At 57.1% G+C, this 20505-nt stretch carries 16 protein-coding genes; all 16 read left to right on the forward strand.

Going from position 1 to position 20505, the window contains the following annotated elements; all coding sequences use genetic code 11:
- Positions 1 to 137 precede the first annotated feature (137 nt).
- The 16 genes from yfmF to LKE23_RS11035 all read left to right on the forward strand — a co-directional run bounded on the left by yfmF (position 138) and on the right by LKE23_RS11035 (position 20320).
- Complete coding sequence (gene yfmF / locus LKE23_RS10960) at positions 138 to 1388, forward strand: EF-P 5-aminopentanol modification-associated protein YfmF (protein ID WP_291977391.1); 1251 nt, start codon at positions 138 to 140, stop codon at positions 1386 to 1388.
- A gap of 4 nt (positions 1389 to 1392) precedes the next feature.
- Positions 1393 to 2691: an EF-P 5-aminopentanol modification-associated protein YfmH gene (gene yfmH / locus LKE23_RS10965; protein ID WP_291977392.1), complete on the forward strand. Its 1299-nt coding sequence runs from the start codon at positions 1393 to 1395 to the stop codon at positions 2689 to 2691.
- Positions 2692 to 2779: 88 nt separating this feature from the next.
- Complete coding sequence (locus LKE23_RS10970; protein ID WP_291977393.1) at positions 2780 to 3823, forward strand: helix-turn-helix domain-containing protein; 1044 nt, start codon at positions 2780 to 2782, stop codon at positions 3821 to 3823.
- A 15-nt stretch (positions 3824 to 3838) separates the two neighbouring features.
- Positions 3839 to 4423: a CDP-diacylglycerol--glycerol-3-phosphate 3-phosphatidyltransferase gene (gene pgsA, locus LKE23_RS10975; RefSeq protein WP_267200925.1), complete on the forward strand. Its 585-nt coding sequence runs from the start codon at positions 3839 to 3841 to the stop codon at positions 4421 to 4423.
- A 99-nt stretch (positions 4424 to 4522) separates the two neighbouring features.
- Positions 4523 to 5770, forward strand: coding sequence for a competence/damage-inducible protein A (locus LKE23_RS10980; protein ID WP_291977394.1), 1248 nt, complete (start codon positions 4523 to 4525; stop codon positions 5768 to 5770).
- A gap of 89 nt (positions 5771 to 5859) precedes the next feature.
- A complete protein-coding gene (gene recA / locus LKE23_RS10985; RefSeq protein ID WP_291977396.1) occupies positions 5860 to 6927 on the forward strand; it encodes a recombinase RecA in 1068 nt (355 codons plus the stop codon).
- Between the two features lie 202 nt (positions 6928 to 7129).
- Positions 7130 to 8683, forward strand: coding sequence for a ribonuclease Y (rny, locus tag LKE23_RS10990; RefSeq protein ID WP_291977398.1), 1554 nt, complete (start codon positions 7130 to 7132; stop codon positions 8681 to 8683).
- 154 nt (positions 8684 to 8837) lie between these two features.
- Positions 8838 to 11513 (forward strand): DNA mismatch repair protein MutS, encoded by a 2676-nt coding sequence (mutS, locus tag LKE23_RS10995; protein WP_291977400.1) that lies wholly within the window; start codon positions 8838 to 8840, stop codon positions 11511 to 11513.
- A 10-nt stretch (positions 11514 to 11523) separates the two neighbouring features.
- Positions 11524 to 13536: a DNA mismatch repair endonuclease MutL gene (gene mutL / locus LKE23_RS11000; RefSeq protein WP_291977401.1), complete on the forward strand. Its 2013-nt coding sequence runs from the start codon at positions 11524 to 11526 to the stop codon at positions 13534 to 13536.
- An 18-nt stretch (positions 13537 to 13554) separates the two neighbouring features.
- Positions 13555 to 14151, forward strand: coding sequence for a Holliday junction branch migration protein RuvA (gene ruvA, locus LKE23_RS11005; protein ID WP_291977402.1), 597 nt, complete (start codon positions 13555 to 13557; stop codon positions 14149 to 14151).
- A 14-nt stretch (positions 14152 to 14165) separates the two neighbouring features.
- Complete coding sequence (ruvB, locus tag LKE23_RS11010) at positions 14166 to 15188, forward strand: Holliday junction branch migration DNA helicase RuvB (RefSeq protein WP_291977403.1); 1023 nt, start codon at positions 14166 to 14168, stop codon at positions 15186 to 15188.
- Positions 15189 to 15190: 2 nt separating this feature from the next.
- Entirely contained in the window at positions 15191 to 16282 is a 1092-nt protein-coding gene (locus tag LKE23_RS11015) for a tRNA-ribosyltransferase family protein (RefSeq protein WP_291977404.1), read from the forward strand.
- A gap of 61 nt (positions 16283 to 16343) precedes the next feature.
- Positions 16344 to 16799: a preprotein translocase subunit YajC gene (gene yajC / locus LKE23_RS11020; RefSeq protein ID WP_291977405.1), complete on the forward strand. Its 456-nt coding sequence runs from the start codon at positions 16344 to 16346 to the stop codon at positions 16797 to 16799.
- Positions 16800 to 16948: 149 nt separating this feature from the next.
- On the forward strand, positions 16949 to 17857 hold the full coding sequence (gene gnd / locus LKE23_RS11025; protein ID WP_267200914.1) for a phosphogluconate dehydrogenase (NAD(+)-dependent, decarboxylating): 909 nt from the start codon (positions 16949 to 16951) through the stop codon (positions 17855 to 17857).
- 116 nt (positions 17858 to 17973) lie between these two features.
- A complete protein-coding gene (locus LKE23_RS11030) occupies positions 17974 to 18930 on the forward strand; it encodes a DHH family phosphoesterase (RefSeq protein WP_291977406.1) in 957 nt (318 codons plus the stop codon).
- A gap of 16 nt (positions 18931 to 18946) precedes the next feature.
- On the forward strand, positions 18947 to 20320 hold the full coding sequence (locus tag LKE23_RS11035; protein ID WP_291977408.1) for a DEAD/DEAH box helicase: 1374 nt from the start codon (positions 18947 to 18949) through the stop codon (positions 20318 to 20320).
- The last annotated feature ends 185 nt before the right edge of the window (positions 20321 to 20505 follow it).

Raw genomic sequence — 20505 nt, forward strand, 5'->3', positions numbered from 1 at the left:
CGGCAAAATTAGGGGATTGGTTTGTAATTTAGGAGCAGATAACGTATGATTATTCAGTGTGACAATTTTCGGCAGAAAACCAAACGCTTTCTCCATTTACAAACGTTTGAACAATTCTTGAAAGGAGCACGAAGACCGTGCATTTTAATCTTGCTCGTGGTGTGGACCTGGATGTGCTGCCCACCAAACAATTTAAGATGAATCACGTCCTAATTAACTTTACGACGCCGCAGACGCGGACGAACGCCACCGCGCGGAACCTCCTTGCCAACCTGCTTGAGACCAGCACCCATCGCTATCCGACGCAGACCGCCCTGGCTCGTCAGCTGGCGAAGCTTTACGGGGCCTACGTTGGCATGGGCGTCGGCCGGGTCGGCCAGCTGCACACGGTTCGCCTGCGGGCCAGCTTTGTCAACGACCAGATCGCCGGTACCAACCTCTTCGACCAGGTGGTGGACCTGATCCATGAGATCCTTTTCCACCCCCTGATTGACCAAAATGAGTTCGACGGCCCCACCTTTCGGATCCAGGCCAATAATCTGAAAAGCTCGATCCTGTCCCTTTATGACGATAAGCAATTTTATGCCAACCGTCAGCTGATGAAGCTCTACTACCCAGCGGATTCCACGATGCAGATCCCGAGCTTCGGTCAGGTCAGTGATTTGGCAACCTTGACGGCCCAGAACCTGGTGCCGGTTTACCAGCGGATGATCAAAGACGACAAGGTCAACATCTTAGTGCTGGGGGACGTGGATCCCGAAGCCATCCACCAGACCTTTGCCCAGCTGCCTTTTGCCGGGCGGACGGTTGAGACGCTGGTGCCATACTACCACCAGCCCCTCTACCAAGACGTTCAGCGCGCCACGGAGCACCAGCCGGTTGTCCAGGCCAAATTGAACCTGGGCTACCAGTTGCCGGTCTACTACCATGACCAGAACTATTACGCGGGTCTGGTCTTCAACGGCCTCTTCGGTGGGACGCCTTACTCCAAGCTCTTCACTAACGTTCGGGAGAAGGCTAGCCTGGCTTACTACGCCACCAGCCGCCTCCTGCCCTTTAGTGGCTTCTTAGGCATTCAGACCGGGATTCGCGCCCAGGACGCGGCCAAGGTGGAAGAACTAATTGACCAGCAGCTGGAAGACCTGATTGCGGGGAAGTTCTCTTTCCAAGAACTTGCCGAGGTACAGGACAGCCTGATTAACCAGTACCGCGCCAGTCACGACTACGCCAACAACATTCTGGGTCGTCAGCTCCTGTTTACCCTGCTCGATCTGCCGGAGGACGGGAACGTGGCGGCCAAGATCAACGCGGTAACGGCCGCCGACGTGCAGCGCGTGGCCGCCGAATTAAAGCTGCAGGCGACATATTTATTGAGTGGTGAAAAATAAGCAAATGGATCAGTATACTTATCAAGAATTTAACCGGACAATCTACCGTCAGCGCCTTGCCAACGGCCTGTTGGTGCAGCTGCTGCCGATGCCGGGCTTTCATAAGACCTACGCGACCTTTTCAACCGATTTTGGTTCCATTGACAACCAGTTCATCCCTTACCACGAGGAGGAAGCGGTGACGGTGCCGGACGGGGTGGCCCATTTTCTCGAGCACAAGATGTTCGAAAAGGCCGATCACGACGCCTTTGACCTCTTCGGCAAGCTCGGGGCAGATTCCAACGCCTACACCAGCTTTACCCAGACTAGCTACCTCTTCTCGACCACCAGTCACCTCCGGGAAAATCTGGATGTCCTGCTTGATTTCGTTCAGGACCCCTATTTCACGGACAAGACGGTGGCCAAGGAGCAGGGGATTATCGGCCAGGAAATCCAGATGTACGATGACGATGCCGACTGGCGGCTCTACCTGGGCCTGATCGGCAACCTTTACCCCCACGACCCAATGCGGATCGACATCGCGGGAACGGTCGATTCAATCAGTAAAATCACCCCGCAGATCCTGATGCAGAGCTACCGGACCTTCTACCAGCCAAGCAACATGAACCTTTTCTTGGTCGGCAACCTCGATCCGACGGCGACGATGGAGTGGGTAATCGACAACCAGAACAGCAAGGACTTTCCGGCCTCCGAAACGCCGCGGCGAATGACCAAGCTCAACGACCCGACCGCCCATGACGTCATCCCGTTCCGTTCGCTGACGATGAACATTGCCCGGCCGAAGGTAATGGTCGGTCTGCGGGGGATCAAGCAGTTTGAAGACGGTCGGGAGCGGTTGCGCTACAAGCTGGCCGTCGATCTGCTTTTGGACGTGCTCTTTGATGACACCTCCGACAACTACCTGCGCCTCTATAACAACGAGGTGCTAGACGATTCCTTTGGCTACAACTTTGAAATGCAGCGAGGTTTCCACTTTGCCTACTTCAGTTCCAATACAGATCAGATGGAGCGCTTCGCCGACGAGGTGGTTGCCATCCTGGAAAGCGCCGACAAGCAGATCGACGCGGCCCGGACCCGCTTTGCTGGAATCAAGAACGCGGAGCTGGGGCGCCTGATTGGCCTGCTGGACTCACCGGAGGCCATTGCCAATCGCTATGCCGATAAACTTTTTGATGGGGCCAACCTGATGGACGAGATCCGCCTGCTCAAGGAGATTTCAATTGACGACCTCTACCAGGTAGCCAAGGAATTCATTACCCCCCAGGGGATTTCCGTCTATCAGGTGGTGCCGCACCATCAATAAACGCTACCTTTTCTTAACTGTTGTCCGGTAGAGAACATGATATAATGTGCAAGGATAAGTGAAATCATATAAATGGAGTGTAAGCTAAATGAGCGAAAACAATAGCGAACAAAAACACCTGGAGATTGGGAAAAAGCTGCAGGAAGCTCGTCAGGAGAAGGGCTACACCTTAGACGACCTCCAACAGATTACCAAGATCCAAAAGCGGTATTTGATTGCAATTGAAGACGAAAAATTCGATGAACTGCCCGGCGACTTCTACGTTCGGGCGTTCGTCAAGCAGTATGCCAACACGGTCGGTCTCGACGGTGACGAGCTGCTGAAGGAGTACGATGACGACCTGCCAAAGGCCAAGACGGCGGAATACTCCGAGCACATTAGCCAGGCCGTGGAGTCCCGGACCAGCCAGCACAAGAGCCTGGGGACCGAGGTTTCCAAGAGTCGGCGTTACCTGCCGACGGTGATCATCGCCTGTGTGATCATCCTGGTGCTTGCTGCCATCTGGTTTACGGCGATTGCCCGCAGTCACCGTGACTCGTCAACCAAGATTGACAATAGCTCAGTTTCGGTTTCGGGTGAGAGCCGGAAGAAGGCTTCCTCATCTAGCAAGAAGGTTACCAAGAAGGCGGCTACTAAGGCGATCCAGCTCAAGCAGAGCAGCCGGACTTCCACTAGTGTGACCTACACCGCCGATAAGCTGACCAAGGATACCACCCTGCAGATTAACCCAAGCTCACGGGCATGGATGCAGGTTCGGGCCAACAACAGTACCGACCTGCTGAACAAGACCTTAAATGCCAACCAAAAGACGAGCGTGAAGGTCGGCAAGGACACGACGACGCTGGTAATTACGGTCGGCAATGCGCAGTCAACCACCCTGAAGATCGGTGGCAAGAAGATCGACTTCACCAACAATGGGACCTACAATAACACCCGGACCGTTACGATTAACTTCGGCAGCCAGTCATCCTCGTCCTCAAGCTCAACGAGCAGCAGCACGAGTTCGACCAGCACGGGCACTAGTACCCGGACCAGTGGGGTTAGCTCGACGAGTACGAGTCAAGTGACGACCAACAGTGCGAGTCGGCAGACGACGGCAACGTCCAGCGCGTCGACCACGCAAACACGATAATAGGGGGATTAGACTGTGAACTTACCTAACAAATTAACCGTCGTTCGGTTAATTATTATTCCATTTTTCCTGATCTTGATGGTGGTGCCATTTTCTTGGGGGAGCGTCACCTTCTGGGGAGCCACGATTCCGGTTGCCCAATTGATTGCGGCGATCCTGTTCATTGCGGCTACGATCACCGATAACCTGGATGGCCGGATCGCCCGGAAGAACCACCTGGTGACCAACTTCGGGAAGTTTACCGATCCGCTGGCGGACAAGCTGCTGGTCATGACGGCCTTCATCGTCCTGACCGGGAATCAGGTTGTTCCGGCGTGGGTGACCTCGATCATTATCTGGCGGGAGCTGGCCGTTACCGGACTGCGGCTCTTGCTGGTTGAGCAGAGCGGGATTGTGCTGGCGGCCAAGATGCCGGGAAAGATCAAGACGACGACCCAGTTCATCGCCATTATCTTCTTGTTGATGAATAACGTCATCTTTGCCATCTGGAACATTCCATTTGGTCAGATCATGCTCTACATCTGCCTGTTCTTCACCATTTACTCCGGTGTGGACTACTTTATTCAGGGCCGGGGCGTCTTTTCGGACGGTTTCAAGTAAAATTAATCAAGGAGTGGACGAATCAAAATTTGGTTCGGCCACTTTTTTTAATACAATCGGGTATAATTTACGTATTAACTATATAGGGGTGAAATTTAAATGGAAGCAGAAATCATTTCAGTCGGTACTGAGATTATTCTGGGGCAGATCGTCAATACGAACGCACCGTTTTTGGCCCAGCAGCTCGGCAAGATCGACGTTACGGCCACCCGTCAGGTGACGGTGCCCGATGAGCTTGATCTCCTGGAGGAAGCCGTCCGTTCGGCCTGGCAAAGGGCGGACCTGGTCTTCGTTTGTGGCGGCCTGGGACCGACGGCAGACGATGTGACCATCCGCGGGGTGGCGGACGCCCTGGGCGTAGAGCTGACTCGTGACGAGGATCACTGGGCCTGGATCCAGGAGACCTTTAAGCAGCGTCAGAAGCCGATGATGCCGGAGAATGTCCAGCAGGCCATGTACCTGAGCGGGGGGACGCCCCTAGCCAATCCGGTGGGCCTGGCACTGGGCAGCTGGTACGAGCGCGATAATCGGCGGCTGATCGTCCTGCCAGGACCACCGCGCGAGTTCACGGCAATGGTCAATCAGGAGGTGCTGCCCCGCCTGACAAAGCTTGTCGGTGGTGAACGGCAAATTGTCAGCCGAACCCTCAACTTCTTCGGCCGGCCGGAGTCGTTGCTGATGGATGAGATCGCGGAAGTGACTGAAGGCCTAGACCAGGTGGTCATCACCTCCTATGTCCAGCCGGATGCCATCCAGGTCCGGATGACCGTCCACGACCTGCCAGAAGAGACCGCCACGACGCTGCTGGATCGGGCCCAGGCCGCCATCGTTGCCAAGGAGGATCCCTACTTCTTTGGCGTCGGTGACGACTGCTCGCTGGCGGCAACCGTCGTGGGGCTGCTGAAAAAACGGCACTTAAAGCTGACGGCGGCCGAAAGCCTGACCGGGGGGATGTTCCAGAGCACCATCTGTTCCGTTCCCGGGGCCTCGAATGTCTTTGACGGCGGCTTCGTGACCTACGCAGCCAGTGCCAAGGAAGGCTTGCTGGGGATTGATCCGCAGCTGATTGACCGGTACGGGGTTGTCAGCTCCCAGACGGCCGCCCAGATGGCCGAGAAGAGCCGTCAGCGCCTTGGCGTGGCGATCGGGATTGGCTTTACCGGGGTTGCCGGGCCCGACTCGCTGGAGGGTCAACCGGCCGGGACGGTTTGGGTCGGCCTGGCAATCCAGGGTCAGCCGACCGTGACCCGTCAGCTGCACCTGGGGGCCTACGTTGGTCGCCAACAGATCCGCCGGCAGAGTGTCCAGCACGGACTGCAAATGATTTATCACGCCCTGCAAAAATAATCGAACCATTGTTCGCATTTTTCTTGTTTTTTTGTGGAAAACTGTTATGATTAATTCACGGATATTTCGATACAAAGGAGGAAATCTAATTGGCTGATCAGCGAAAAGCTGCACTTGATGTTGCAATTAGAAAGATTGAAAAGAACTTTGGCAAGGGTTCAATCATGCGGATGGGTGACGCGGCCGACATGAAGATTGCCACCGTCTCCAGCGGTTCGCTGGCGATTGATAAGGCCCTCGGCGTCGGCGGTTATCCCCGTGGCCGGATCGTTGAAATCTACGGACCAGAAAGTTCCGGGAAGACGACGGTGGCCCTGCACGCGGTTGCCGAGGTTCAGCGCCAGGGTGGTACGGCGGCGTATATCGACGCCGAAAACGCCCTTGATCCTCAGTATGCTGCTGCCCTCGGGGTGGATGTCGACAACCTCCTGCTTTCCCAGCCGGACACCGGTGAGGAAGGCCTGGAAATTGCCGACGCCCTGATCTCCAGTGGTGCCGTTGATCTGGTAGTCGTGGACTCCGTTGCGGCCCTGGTTCCCCGGGCGGAAATCGAAGGTGAGATGGGGGACGCCCACGTCGGCCTGCAAGCCCGGTTGATGTCCCAGGCCCTGCGGAAGCTTTCCGGCGAGATCAACAAGACCAAGACCATCGCCATCTTCATCAACCAGATTCGTGAAAAGGTCGGGGTGATGTTTGGGAACCCCGAGACGACGACTGGTGGTCGGGCGCTGAAGTTCTACGCCACGATCCGGATGGAGATTCGGCGGGCCGAACAGATCAAGAGTGGTACCGACGTCATCGGTAACCGGGCCAAGGTCAAAATCGTCAAGAACAAGGTAGCACCACCGTTCAAGCGCTGCGAAGTTGACATCATGTACGGTGAGGGGATCTCCAAGACCGGGGAGCTCCTCGACATGGCGGTCGAAAAGGACCTGGTTAACAAGAGCGGTGCCTGGTACTCCTATGGTTCGGACCGGATCGGTCAGGGACGTGAGAACGCCAAGAAGTGGCTGGCCGAGCATCCCGACCAGATGGCCGAACTGATGAACAAGGTCCGGGTTGCCTACGGGATGGATCCACTGAGCCCAAGCGAGGGCGCAGATGATGCCTCCGCAACTAAGGAAGCGGACCAGGATCAGGCAAGCACCGAAGACTAATTGCTTAACAAGACATGAATCAACTCAAGGGTTCAGTCCAGGAAAAACCTGGGCTGGACCCTTTTACTCCCAATTGTGAAATTCAATGGTTGACACCCTACTTGGGCAAGCTTAAAATTTACTTTGTGTGATGTTTTTTACATGACACGGTGAAATTAATTTTATTAACCAACAACAAAATAGTTGAAGCGGAGGTGAAATGATGAAATTAATAATTTTCGCCGCGCTTGCTATGGTTGTCGGGATTATTATCGGCTATGCCGTTCGCAAGTCCTCCTATGAAAAACGGGTCGCAGAGGCCCACAAGGATGCTGAGGGGATCATTGCGGACGCTAAGAACCAAGCGGCAACGGCGAAAAAGGAGGCCATCCTGGAAGCCAAGGAGGACAGCCACCGCTACCGCGAGCAGGTCGAAGCCGAGCTCAAGCAGCGGCGCAACGAAATCCAGCGCCAGGAAGACCGGCTCTTGCAGCGGGAGACGTCGCTCGACCACAAGGACAACGCCTTAGAAAAGCGTGAAAACACGGTTGGGGCGCGCGAGCACAAGCTGGATCAGCAGACGGAACGACTTCATCAATCACAGAAAAAGGCAGCGGCCTTAGTGGAACAGCGGCAAGCAGAACTTGAAAAGGTTGCCGAGATGACCCACGAGGATGCCAAACAACAGTTATTGAGTGAAATGAAAGACCAACTGAAGACCGAACGGGAGGTCCTGATCCGGGATAGCGAACAGGAGGCGGAACTGACCGCCGACCGCAACGCCAAGAAGCTGATCGTCGAGGCCATTCAACGCAGTGCCGCGGACGTTGTCTCCGAGGCGACGGTCTCAGTTGTCACTTTGCCAAACGATGACATGAAGGGCCGGATCATCGGTCGGGAAGGCCGGAATATCCGGACCCTGGAGACCCTGACCGGGATTGACCTGATCATCGACGACACGCCGGAAGCGGTCGTCCTGAGTGGCTTTGATCCAGTGCGGCGGGAGATCGCCAAGATTGCACTGGAGAAGCTGATCCAGGACGGGCGGATTCACCCGGCCCGAATTGAAGAAGCCGTTGAAAAGGCCCGCAAGGAAATGGATAACCAGTTGCGGGAGACCGGGGAGCAGGCCCTCTTTGACCTGGGCATCCACTCGATGCACCCGGACCTGATCAAGACGGTTGGTCGGATGAAGTACCGGACCAGCTACGGACAAAACGTCCTCGACCACTCGATTGAGGTTGCCAAGCTGGCCGGAATCATGGCGAGTGAATTGGGCGAGGATGTCGCCTTGGCTAAGCGGGCCGGCCTGCTGCACGATATCGGCAAGGCGGTTGACCACGAGGTTGATGGTTCCCACGTTGAGCTGGGGGTTGAACTGACCCGCAAGTACAAGGAAAATAAGGTCGTCATCAACACGATTGCCTCCCACCACGGTGACGTGGCGCCGACCTCGGTAATCGCCGTTCTGGTCCAGGCCGCCGACGCCATTTCCGGTGCCCGTCCTGGTGCCCGGAGCGAGTCGCTTGAACAGTACATTCAGCGCTTAAAGAAGCTCGAAAGCATAGCAAATAATTACGATGGTGTTGACCATAGTTACGCAATTCAGGCTGGTCGTGAACTGCGGGTCATCGTCAAGCCAAAGAAGATTTCTGATCTGGAGGCCACCACGCTGGCCCACGACATCAAGCAGCAGATTGAAGAGCAGCTTGAGTATCCGGGCCACATCAAGGTGACCGTGATCCGTGAAGTTCGCGCCGTCGACTACGCTAAGTAAAAGAATTGGGAAGTGTTCCCAGTTCTTTTTTTATTCAGTACGCGTTTCCCTTGCGCCCTTCCTGAGCAGAAAATATAATGAATGATGTGTTTAAAACGATTAAATGGCGCGGACAATGATTGATATTTAGAAGAATTTCATGAGGTGAAGTGAATTGACAAAGAAATTGACGCCGATGATGGAGCAGTACCAGCAGGTCAAGGACCAGTACCCGGACGCCTTCCTGTTCTACCGCCTCGGGGACTTTTACGAGCTCTTTAATGATGATGCGATCAAGGGTGCCCAGCTACTGGAGCTGACCCTGACGACCCGCAACCACAGCGCCAAGAACCCGATTCCAATGTGCGGGGTACCGCACCGGGCGGTGAATAACTACGTCGACATTTTAATCGATAAAGGCTACAAGGTTGCCATCTGTGAGCAGATGGAGGACCCGAAGAAGGCGAAGGGAATGGTCAAGCGGGCCGTCACCCGCCTGATCACGCCCGGGACCCAGATGGACCTCACTGGGGATGCGGCCCGGCAAAACAACTACCTGACGGCCATCAGCGCGGCGGCGGACAAGCTCAGCCTGGCCTACACCGACCTGTCGACCGGGGAGCTGAAGACGACCACCCTCGACAGCGTGGGGGCAATCGTCAACGAACTGGTCAATCTGCAGAGCAAGGAGACGGTGGTCGACGGCGAGCTGCCAGCAGAACTGACGACTCAGCTCAAGCAGCGTAACATTCTTCAGTCGCACCAGCCCCAGATCCTGAAGAACGCCGAGGTTTCTTATTTGACCCAGGACCTGGAGGATGAGCAGCAAAAGCATGTGGTGGCCCTGCTGGTTTCCTACCTGCTGACGACGCAGAAACGTTCCCTGGCTCACATGCAGCGGGCAATTTCCTACCGGCCGAGCTCCTTCATGAAGATCGACCACTACTCCAAGACCAACCTGGAGCTGACGACCAACATGCGCAGCGGCAAGCGGCAGGGGACCCTGGCCTGGCTTCTGGACGAGACCAAGACCGCGATGGGCAGCCGGCTCTTGAAGCGCTGGCTGGACCGGCCGCTGATTGATCCCGACCAGATCAGCGCACGCCAGGACAAGGTTCAAGAACTGCTCGACCACTACTTTGAACGCAGCAACATCCAGGAGGAGCTGATCAAGGTTTACGACCTGGAACGCCTGGCGGGGCGGGTTGCCTACGGGAGCGTTAACGGTCGGGACCTGATCCAGTTAAAGACCTCCCTCCTTCAAGTTCCCAAGATCAAGTACGTCCTAGAAACGTTGGACTCACCCGTCTTTACCGACCTGGAGAAGCGCCTGGATCCGCTCGGTGACGTTGCCGACCTGATTGACCGGGCGATCATCGCGGACCCACCGATCTCCGTCACCGATGGCGGGGTGATCAAGGACGGCTATAATGAGCAGCTCGACCAGTACCGGGACGCGATGAACAACGGGAAGCGCTGGATCGCCGACCTGCAGAGCCATGAGCGGGAGGTCACCGGGATCAATAACCTCAAGATTGGCTACAACCACGTCTTTGGCTACTACATCGAAGTCACCAAGGTCAACCTGAGCAAGATTCCCAAAGATCGTTACGAGCGCAAGCAGACCCTGGTCAACGCCGAGCGCTTCTCCACGCCGGAATTAAAGGAGAAGGAGGCCCTGATCATGGAGGCCCAGGAGCGGTCGACCGCCCTGGAATACGACCTCTTCGTTGCCGTTCGGGAACAGGTGAAGAAGCAGATCAAGCGCCTGCAATCACTGGCCGCGGCCCTGTCGGAACTGGACGTTTTGCAGAGCTTTGCCGTGGTCAGCGAGGACTACCACTTCGTCCGGCCGCTGATGAATACCGGTCACAAGCTGGTGATTAAGGACGGTCGCCACCCGGTTGTGGAAAAGTTCATGGGACACCAAGAGTACGTGCCCAACGATGTTTTGATGGACGACCAGACTGACATTCTCTTGATTACGGGGCCCAACATGTCGGGGAAGAGTACCTACATGCGCCAGCTGGCCCTGACGGCGGTGATGGCGCAGATGGGCTGCTTCGTGCCCGCCAAGTCGGCTGAACTGCCGATCTTTGACCAGATCTTCACCCGGATTGGGGCCGCCGACGACCTGATCTCCGGGGAGAGTACCTTCATGGTAGAGATGATGGAGGCCAACAACGCCCTGAAGCACGCCACCGACCACAGCCTGATCCTCTTCGACGAGATCGGCCGGGGGACGGCAACCTACGACGGGATGGCCCTGGCCCAGGCGATCATTGAGTACGTCCACGAACACGTCCGCGCCAAGACCCTTTTTTCGACCCACTACCACGAACTGACCGACCTGGAGAAGGCCCTGCCGCGCCTGAAAAACGTGCACGTCGGGGCCACCGAAAAGAACGGTGAGCTGGTCTTTTTGCACAAGGTCAGCGCTGGCCCGGCCGACAAGTCCTACGGGATTCACGTGGCCAAGCTGGCCGGGATGCCGGATTCACTGCTTCAGCGCGCCGACCAGATTCTGGGCGAGCTGGAGGAAAAGGCGGTTACCCTGCCATTAAACGAAAAGAAGGCGGCGGTCACCTACCATCAGCCGACGAGTGCCGACCGGGTGGAAGAGACTACGACGACGGAAGAATCCGCGGCCCCAAGTGCCCAGCCAACCGCACCCAGCGCGCCGGCAATCGATGCCAACGGCCAGATGGAGCTCTTTGCGCCCGCTCCACAGAAGGCCAAGTCTACCAAGGGCGAGAAGATTTTGCACCAGTTAAAGGAGCTCAATCTGATGGGGATGACGCCGATGGAGGTCATGAACCAGATTTACCAATGGCAGCAGAAACTGAAGTGAGGCGATACGCGTGGGAAAAATTCATGAACTAGATACGGTCCTGGCCGACCAGATTGCGGCCGGGGAGGTCATCGAACGGCCCGCCTCGATCGTCAAGGAACTGGTCGAAAACTCGCTGGATGCCCATAGTCGCCGGGTCGACGTGATTGTTGAAAACGCCGGTCTCGACAGCATCCGGGTGATCGACGACGGGGACGGAATCGAACAAGACGACGTTGAGCTGGCCTTCCAGCGCCATGCCACCAGCAAGATTGCCAATCGCCGGGACCTCTTTCGGGTGCAGACGATGGGCTTTCGTGGTGAGGCCCTGCCCAGCATCGCCTCGGTAGCGGACGTCTTGATGGTCACCGCCCAGCGGGATCAGCCGGCCGGCACCCAGATCCATCTTCGCGGTGGTCAGGTGGTGGACAAGAAACCGGCGGCCGCGCGACAGGGGACCGACGTTCAAGTGCGCGACCTCTTCTTCAACACGCCGGCCCGGTTGAAATACCTGAAGTCCCCTCACACCGAGCTGACCCGGATTACCGACATCATTAACCGCCTGGCCCTGGCCAACCCGGCCGTGGCCTTTAGCTTCACCCACAACGGCAAGGAGGTCTTTCGTTCCGCCGGCAACGGCAACCTCCAGCAGGTGGTAGCCGCGATCTACGGGATTGCGGCTGGTCGCAAGATGCTGGCGATCAGCGGACAGGACGATGATTTTAAGGTCAGCGGCTTCGTTTCGCTGCCGGAGTTGACCCGGGCCTCGCGCCAGTACATTACGATCACGATTAATCACCGCTACGTTCGCAACTTTGCTTTGACTAAGGCCATCATCCAGGGCTATGAGTCCAAGTTGATGGTGGGCCGTTACCCGATTGCGGTCATCAATATCGACCTCGATCCGGTCTTAGTTGACGTCAACGTCCATCCGGCCAAGCGGGAGGTTCGCTTGAGCAAGGAGGACCAGCTAACCAAGCTGATCGCCGCGACGATCCGGCGGCGGATTGCGACCGAAAATCTGATTCCAGACGTCAATCCGACCGGCTTCGGGCCCAGTGCGGCCGACGTTGCCAAGCTTGACCAGCGCTTAAACGAGGCGGCACAAACCTATCAGGTCAGCCCGACGCACCCCAACGAAGAGGCGCCGGCCAGCCATGCCCCGGCTAGTGAAGAAAGTTCAGGACCAGCGAGTGCCGAGGGCAGTGACAGCGAGGTCGTTGCCCCGGTGATTATTCACCAGGCCGCCGAACTGGCCAGCCCGGCAATGCAGGCCTTTGACCGGCGCTATCAAAACGAGGATGCGGTAGGGCCGTTTGGCGAACCGGCCCCGGTGGCGCCAGCGATGCGTCAGGTACCCCGATCGAGCGAGAACCTGGAGCTCGACGTGCATGACAAGTCCGACCAGCAGCAGAAACGCTTTCCGGACCTTCAATACATCGGCCAGCTGCAGGGAACCTTCCTTCTGGCCCAGGCGGGGGATGGCCTCTACATCGTCGACCAGCACGCCGCCCAGGAACGGATCAACTACGAGCGCTTCCGCAAGGAGATCGGCCAGGTCAGCCCGGACCAGCAGGCCTTCTTGGTGCCGCTGGTGCTGAACTACTCCACGGTCGATGCAATGACCATTAATGCCCACCTGGACACCTTGACAAGCGTCGGGCTGAACCTGGAGGCCTTCGGGCAAAACAGTTTTATCCTCCGCTCCCACCCGACCTGGTTTAAGGAAGGGCAGGAGGAGGACACGGCCAAGGAGATGATCGAGTGGCTGATCAAGGACGGCAAGATTAGCGTTCGTGACTTCCGGATGAAGACCGCCATCATGATGAGCTGCAAGCGGGCGATCAAGGCCAACCACCACCTCGACTCACGGGAGGCCCGGGCCCTGTTGCACCGGCTGTCCTTATGCGAGAACCCCTTCAACTGCCCGCACGGCCGGCCGGTCACGGTCCACTTCAATGACCAGGACCTCGAAAAGATGTTTAAGCGAATCCAGGACAGCCACGTCCCGTTCGCCGATGAATTTGATGATCACGAATTTTAAGAAAAGTAGGGATGAACTGTGTATGAATACATCACGGGGCTCGTTACCATTGTGACGCCCCAGTACGTTGTCGTGGAGGCGGGCGGCGTCGGCTACCAGCTGCTGGTGGCCAACCCGTACCGCTACCAGGTGGACGAAACGCAGCGGGTCCGCATCTACGTCTACCAGGCCGTGCGCGACGATTCGATCACGCTCTTTGGCTTTGTCGATCAGGCGGAAAAGCGGCTCTTCTTGCAGCTGATCAACGTTTCAGGGATCGGCCCCAAGAGCGCCCTGGCAATCCTGGCCAACCCGGACCACCAGGGACTGATTGATGCCATTGCCAATAACAACGTTGGCTACCTGACCAAGTTCCCGGGGATCGGCAAGAAGACGGCCTCCCAGATTGTGCTGGACTTAAAGGACAAGATTGCGGACCAGGCAACGGGCAGTCTGCTGACGGCGGACCAGCCGACAGCTGCCTCAACCAACCCGGCCTTAGACGATGCCCTGGCGGCCCTGAGCGCCCTGGGCTACCGGGAACGGGAGATCAAGAAGATCAAGAAGCAGCTGCTCGAATCCGAAGCTACGACCACCGATGAGTACCTGCGGCAAGCCCTGCGGCTGATTAACTAGTGAGGAGGGATTAGATGGCTGACCAAGACCATGGAATCATGTCCGACCAATCGCAAAACCAGGAAGAGGAGCAATTGGAGCTCACCCTGCGCCCCCAGCGTTTGGCTGACTACATTGGCCAGGCGAAGATCAAACACGAACTGAGCGTCTACATCCAGGCGGCCCAAGCCCGGGAAGAGGCCCTCGACCACGTCCTGCTCTATGGACCACCGGGACTGGGGAAGACGACCCTGGCGATGGTGATTGCCCACGAGATGGCCGTCAACATCAAGACCACCAGCGGGCCGGCGATCGAAAAGCCGGGGGACCTGGTGGCCTTGTTGAACGAGCTCAAGCCCGGCGACGTGCTTTTCATTGACGAGATTCACCGCCTGCCAAAGGTGGTCGAGGAAATGCTCTATTCGGCGATGGAGGACTACTACATCGACATCGTGGTCGGCGAGGGGCCAACCGCTCACCCGGTTCACTTCCCGCTGCCGCCATTTACCCTGATCGGGGCGACGACGCGGGCGGGGATGCTCTCGGCGCCGTTGCGGGACCGGTTCGGGATCGTGGAACACATGAACTACTATAACCAGGAAGAGCTGACGCAGATCATCTTCCGTTCGGCCAAGATCTTTAACACCAAGATCGAGGACGAGGGGGCCCACGAGTTGGCGCTGCGCTCGCGGGGAACGCCGCGGATCGCTAACCGGCTGCTGAAGCGGGTCCGCGACTTCGCCCAGGTTGCCGGCAAGCCCAGCATCGATTCGGCCACCGTCAAGCGTGCCCTGGACCTGCTCCAGGTGGACAACCGGGGACTAGACGAGATCGACCGCAAGATGCTGCTGACGATGATCAAGTTCTACAATGGTGGCCCGGTCGGCCTGAAGACGATCGCCGCCAACATCGGTGAGGAAACCAACACGATCGAGGAAATGTATGAACCCTACCTGCTGCAGATCGGCTTCATCAGCCGGACGCCCCGGGGCCGCCTGGTGACTCCAGCGGCCTACCAGCACCTGGGAATTGACTACCCGACCGGGAAACGAGGCTAGACATGACAGCGCAGATTAATTTTCAAGTTCAACACCAGGGAGCTGGGGCGGCGCGGACTGGCGAATTGACGGTCAATGGCCGCCAAGCGCTGACCCCGGCCATCGTGCAGACGGGGAGTGCCACCACCACCCTGACGCCCACGGAGCTGCACCAGTGCGGGACGCAGGCTATCAAATGCGGCGTGCTGGATTCCTGGCGCCAGTTCAAGGACCGCCTGACCGAATTGCCGGACCTGCACGCCCTGACGTACTGGGACGGCCTGATCGTTACCGACTCTGGAGCGGGTCAGGCCTACTCCTGGGCCAAGCCCCGGGGCCGCAAGCCAGCCGGGGTTAACTTCCATGACCCGCAGACGGGAACCATGCATTTCTATACCCCAGCGGATGCGTTGGCAATCCAGCAGGCGCTCGGGGCGGATGTACAGCAGAGCTTTGCCCGGGTGGCGGACTACTACGCCCCGGTGGACGACCTGAACGCGGCCGTCGATCAGACCGCCACCTGGCTCCAGAGCGAACCGTTGCCGGAAAATTGCCTGGCAACAATCGTCGGCGGGGGACTCAAGCGGGCACGCCAAGCCAACGTAGACGCTGTACCTGCTGGTGCTGCCGGCTACAGCATCGGCGGCGTGGATGCCACGGTGCCGACCGAAGAACAAGCCCGGCTGGTCACGGAGGTCATTGCCATGCTGGCGGCCCCTAAGCCGCGCTACCTGTCGACTAGCGGTGACCTTCGTCAACTTTTGCTCCTGGCCAGCAGCGGGATTGACCTGATCGACAGTGACTTGGCCGGTCGGGAAGCCAGCATGGGCAATGCTTTGGTGGGGACCCGTCGCCTGCACTTGGACCGGGATCACCTGGCACTGGACCAGCGGGCTCTGGGCCCAGATTGCGATTGCCCGGTCTGCCAGGCGGGGATCTCCCGCGCCTGGATCCACCGGCTCTTGGTTCGCCGCCAGCCGCTGGGGGAGCGCTACCTGCTTCTTCACAACCTCTTTACGGTTAACCAGGCAATGACTAAGCTGCGGGCGGCCATCGCTGCCGACAGCGTGCCCGAATGCTTGGCGGAATTTGGCCTGGATCCGGCGGAGATGTAGCTTTTTATAACGATTTTTGTTACAGTTATTGTTGAACATTTTTGAAGGGATGGATATTACTGTGAATAGTTTAACTTTTGGAATTTTAGGGGCCTCTAGTGCCGGGGCCAGCAGCTACTCAGGCATCATCTTAATCCTGTTGATGATCGCCCTGATGTACTTCTTCATGATCCGGCCACAACAGAAGCAGCGTAAGGAACACCAGGACATGATGAACGGCCTGCACAAGGGTGACGAGGTTGTCACGATCGGCCGCCTGCACGGGAAGGTTGACTCCATCAACAAGCAGGACCGGACCGTTACGCTGGACTGCGAAGGCATCTACCTGACCTTTGACATGGTTGCCATCGCCCGGGTCGTTAAGCCTCAGGCCGCTGCCAACCAAAAGCCGGCCGAGGCTGAAGAGACTAAGCAGGACGATGAAGCCAAGAAGGAAGCAGCCGCTCCTGCCCCAGAAGAGGACGCTGATGAACCAAAGGCTGATTCAGCTGCCCCGGAAGATAATCAAGAAAAGTAATTGACTAATCTTTCAAAACGTGGGAAACTTTTATCGGACGTTTGATTAACGCTTGTTTTCACAAGCTGATCAAGCACGACGTTTAGGCGTCTTACTCCTCGCTTGGGTTGCATTGCCCAGCGAGACGTAAATACAGGAGGGAAAATCTAATGCAAATCGGATTGATTGGTTTAGGTAAGATGGGTATCCACCTTTGCCAAAACATGTTGCGTAACGACAACCAAGTCGTAGCCTTTGACCTTGACAAGAAGCTGGTTGACGAAGCTGCTTCTTACGGTGCCGAAGCTGCATACAGCCTGGAAGAAATGGTTAAGAAGCTTAACCCATCCCGGACTGTTTGGGTGATGGTACCAGCCGGCAAGCCAACTGATGCCACGATGGATCAACTGGCAGAACTGCTGGACTCTGATGACACTGTTATCGATGGTGGGAACACTTTCTGGAAGGACTCCATGCGTCACAACCGCATGTTCACCGAAAAGGGTATTCACTACTTCGACTGCGGTTCCTCCGGTGGTTGGAAGGGTGCCCTCAAGGACGGTAACTTCATGATCGGTGGGGACGAAGAAGACGTCTTCAACGAACGGATTGCCCCACTGTTTGACGGCATTGCTCAAAAGGACGGCTACCTTTACACTGGTAAGGCTGGTTCCGGTCACTACCTGAAGATGGTTCACAACGCCATCGAATACGGGATGATGGAAGCCATGGGTGAAGGTTTCGAAGTTCTGGAAGCTTCTGACTTTGACTACGACAACGCTGCCGTTGCCAAGATGTGGAACCACGGTTCTGTTATCCGTTCATGGCTGATGGAACTGGCTCAAGAAGCCTTTGAAAAGGACCCACACCTGGACAAGATCGCCGGCCGGATGCACAGTTCTGGTGAAGCTCACTGGACGCTGATGGATGCAATGGACAAGCAGGTTCCTACTCCGGTTATCTACGAAGCCCTGAGTCAACGGTTCCGTTCAATGCAGGATGATTCCTTCGATGGTAAGGTTGTTTCCGCACTGCGGAACGGCTTTGGTGGCCACGCAATGGACGCTGCTAAGAAGTAATCCAAAATTAATTAAAAGTCACGTGCAACTAGCGCGTGACTTTTTTAGTTTAAACTTGGGTGCACTTGCTGGTATACTAAATTGTTAGAATATTTTTTAAGTAAGGGGCTAGTACCATGGCTGATCAATTAGCAGCAATTTTCCAACAGATTAAAAAATACAACAAGATCATCATTCACCGTCACCAGCGCCCCGATCCGGATGCCATTGGCTCCCAGGTCGGCCTGGCCGAGATCCTCAAGGCGTCCTTCCCGTACAAGCAGATCTACGTGGTCGGCAAGCACATCCCAGGCTTCGACTGGATCGGCACGATGGACGAAATCGACAACCAGACCTTTGACGACGCCCTGGTGATCGTCACCGACACGGCCAACTCGCCGCGGATTGACGACCGGCGCTTCAACAACGGGGACGAGCTGATCAAGATCGACCACCACCCGAACGACGAACCATTCGGTGACCTGATGTGGGTTCTGCCAGAGGCCTCCAGCTGTTCCGAGATGATTTACGACTTTTACCAGCGCTTTGCAAAGGAACTGACCCTGCCGAAGAAGGCGGCCAGTGCGCTTTACGCCGGGATCATCGGTGATACCGGGCGCTTCCTCTACCCGGCAACCTCGCCGCGGACGATGCTCGTGGCCGGTGCCCTGATGGCTGCCGGTGCCGATGCCGCGGCCATCAGCCGGCGGGAAAACGAAATTACCCTGCCGCTGGCCCGGTTGTCGGCCTACGTTTACGAGCACCTGACGATCCTCGATCACGGGGCCGCCTACGTCGTTTTGACTAACGACCTGCTGGAAAAGTTTGGCCTGACCGAGGCCGGGACCTCGGCGGTGGTTTCCCTGCCAGGACGGATCAGAGACGTCACGGCCTGGGCAATCTTTGTAGAACAAGAGGATGGCCACTACCGGGTTCGCCTGCGTTCTAAGGGCCCGGCCATCAATGAACTGGCCAAGCACCATGATGGTGGTGGCCATGAGCTGGCCAGCGGTGCCAAGGCCAAGGACCAAGACGAAATCAAACAGGTTATCGCCGAGCTTGACCACTTAACGACGGCCGACGCCCAGGACTAAGTGAAAGGAAAACGCAATGAGTAAAAAAACGTTTCAGGACTTTAAGCTGCCACCGTATCTGATCAAGGCGGTTCAGGCGATTAACTTCCGTCAACCGACGGCCATTCAGGAGCGGGTGATTCCGGACATCCTGAACGGGCAGAGCGTGGTTGGCCAGTCCGCCACCGGGAGCGGGAAGACCCACGCCTTCCTGTTACCGATCTTTGCCAAGATCGACCCGGAAAACCAGAGCGTTCAGGCGGTCATCACCACCCCGAGCCGGGAGCTGGCCTACCAGATCTACGCGGCCGCTAAGCAACTAAACAAGTTCGCCCCCACGCCTTTGACCATCCATAACTACGTCGGCGGGACGGACAAGCAGCACCAGGTCGAACAATTAGCCCGCAAGCAGCCCCAACTGGTGATCGGAACACCGGGCCGGGTTCTCGACCTGGTCAAGAGTCAGGCACTGGACATCCACACCGCGACGATGTTCGTAGTCGATGAGGCCGACATGACCCTCGACATGGGCTTCCTGGCCCCGGTTGACCAGATTGCCAGCAACTTCCCCGACGACCTGCAGATGATGGTTTTTTCGGCCACCATCCCGCAAAAGCTGCGGCCGTTTTTGAAGAAGTACATGGCTAATCCGCTGGTCGAGGAGATCCCGACCCAGGCAGTCATTAACCCGGACGTGGAGAACTGGCTGCTGTCGACCAAGGGCCAGGACAAGAACCAACTGATCTACCGCCTGCTGACGATGGGGGAACCCTACCTGGCGCTGGTCTTTGCCAACACCAAGGAGCGGGTGGAGGAACTGACCCACTACCTGGAAAAGCAGGGGTTAAAGGTTGCTATGATCCACGGGGGCCTGGAAGCCCGGCGGCGCAAGCGCACGATGCGCCAGATCCGCAACCTGGAATACCAGTACGTTGTGGCCACCGACCTGGCCGCCCGTGGAATTGACATCGACGGTGTTTCCCTGGTTATCAATGACGATATCCCGACCGACCTGGAATACTTCGTGCACCGGGTTGGCCGGACCGGGCGTAACGGAATGCCGGGGACCGCGATCACCCTTTATGCACCAGCCGAGGACGAATTGATCGCCAAGCTGGAGGAGCGGGGGATCAAGTTCATCCCGAAGGAACTAAAGCACGGCCGCCTGGTCACCACCCACGACCGCAACCGTCGACGGAATTACCGGCGCAAGCAGGAGGCCCTGGACCCGACGATGAAGGGCTTTGTTAAGAAGACCAAGAAGACGGTCAAGCCGGGCTACAAGAAGCGGATCAAGCGGGCCATCAAGGAAGATGAGCAACAGAAGCGTCGCCTGGAAGTGCGGCACAAGATCCGCAAGGCCAAGCGGGCCCGTCAACGTCAACACCGGCGGGAACGAAATGGGCGTTGATTTTACCGACGGAGTTCGCTATAATATGACTCGTTTGGGACATGCCCACTGGGATTGATTTTCAGCGACGGCCGGGATGGTGAAACGGCCGATGAGATCCCCCTGGGTGCTCCCCATTCAGACAATTTGATATTCAACTCGGCAACTGTCGAGAATAAAGAGGTAAACGAAATCCATCGTTGCAA

This window comes from Limosilactobacillus sp. (assembly GCF_022482365.1).
GTDB lineage: Bacteria > Bacillota > Bacilli > Lactobacillales > Lactobacillaceae > Limosilactobacillus.

Bases quoted from the DNA above. Each gene is read 5' to 3' on its own strand.
- rny (WP_291977398.1), top strand. From the start codon at position 7,130: ATGAAATTAATAATTTTCGCCGCGCTTGCTATGGTTGTCGGGATTATT.
- LKE23_RS11035 (WP_291977408.1), top strand. From the start codon at position 18,947: ATGAGTAAAAAAACGTTTCAGGACTTTAAGCTGCCACCGTATCTGATC.
- LKE23_RS10970 (WP_291977393.1), top strand. From the start codon at position 2,780: ATGAGCGAAAACAATAGCGAACAAAAACACCTGGAGATTGGGAAAAAG.
- LKE23_RS10980 (WP_291977394.1), top strand. From the start codon at position 4,523: ATGGAAGCAGAAATCATTTCAGTCGGTACTGAGATTATTCTGGGGCAG.
- yfmH (WP_291977392.1), top strand. From the start codon at position 1,393: ATGGATCAGTATACTTATCAAGAATTTAACCGGACAATCTACCGTCAG.
- LKE23_RS11015 (WP_291977404.1), top strand. From the start codon at position 15,191: ATGACAGCGCAGATTAATTTTCAAGTTCAACACCAGGGAGCTGGGGCG.
- ruvB (WP_291977403.1), top strand. From the start codon at position 14,166: ATGGCTGACCAAGACCATGGAATCATGTCCGACCAATCGCAAAACCAG.
- LKE23_RS11030 (WP_291977406.1), top strand. From the start codon at position 17,974: ATGGCTGATCAATTAGCAGCAATTTTCCAACAGATTAAAAAATACAAC.
- gnd (WP_267200914.1), top strand. From the start codon at position 16,949: ATGCAAATCGGATTGATTGGTTTAGGTAAGATGGGTATCCACCTTTGC.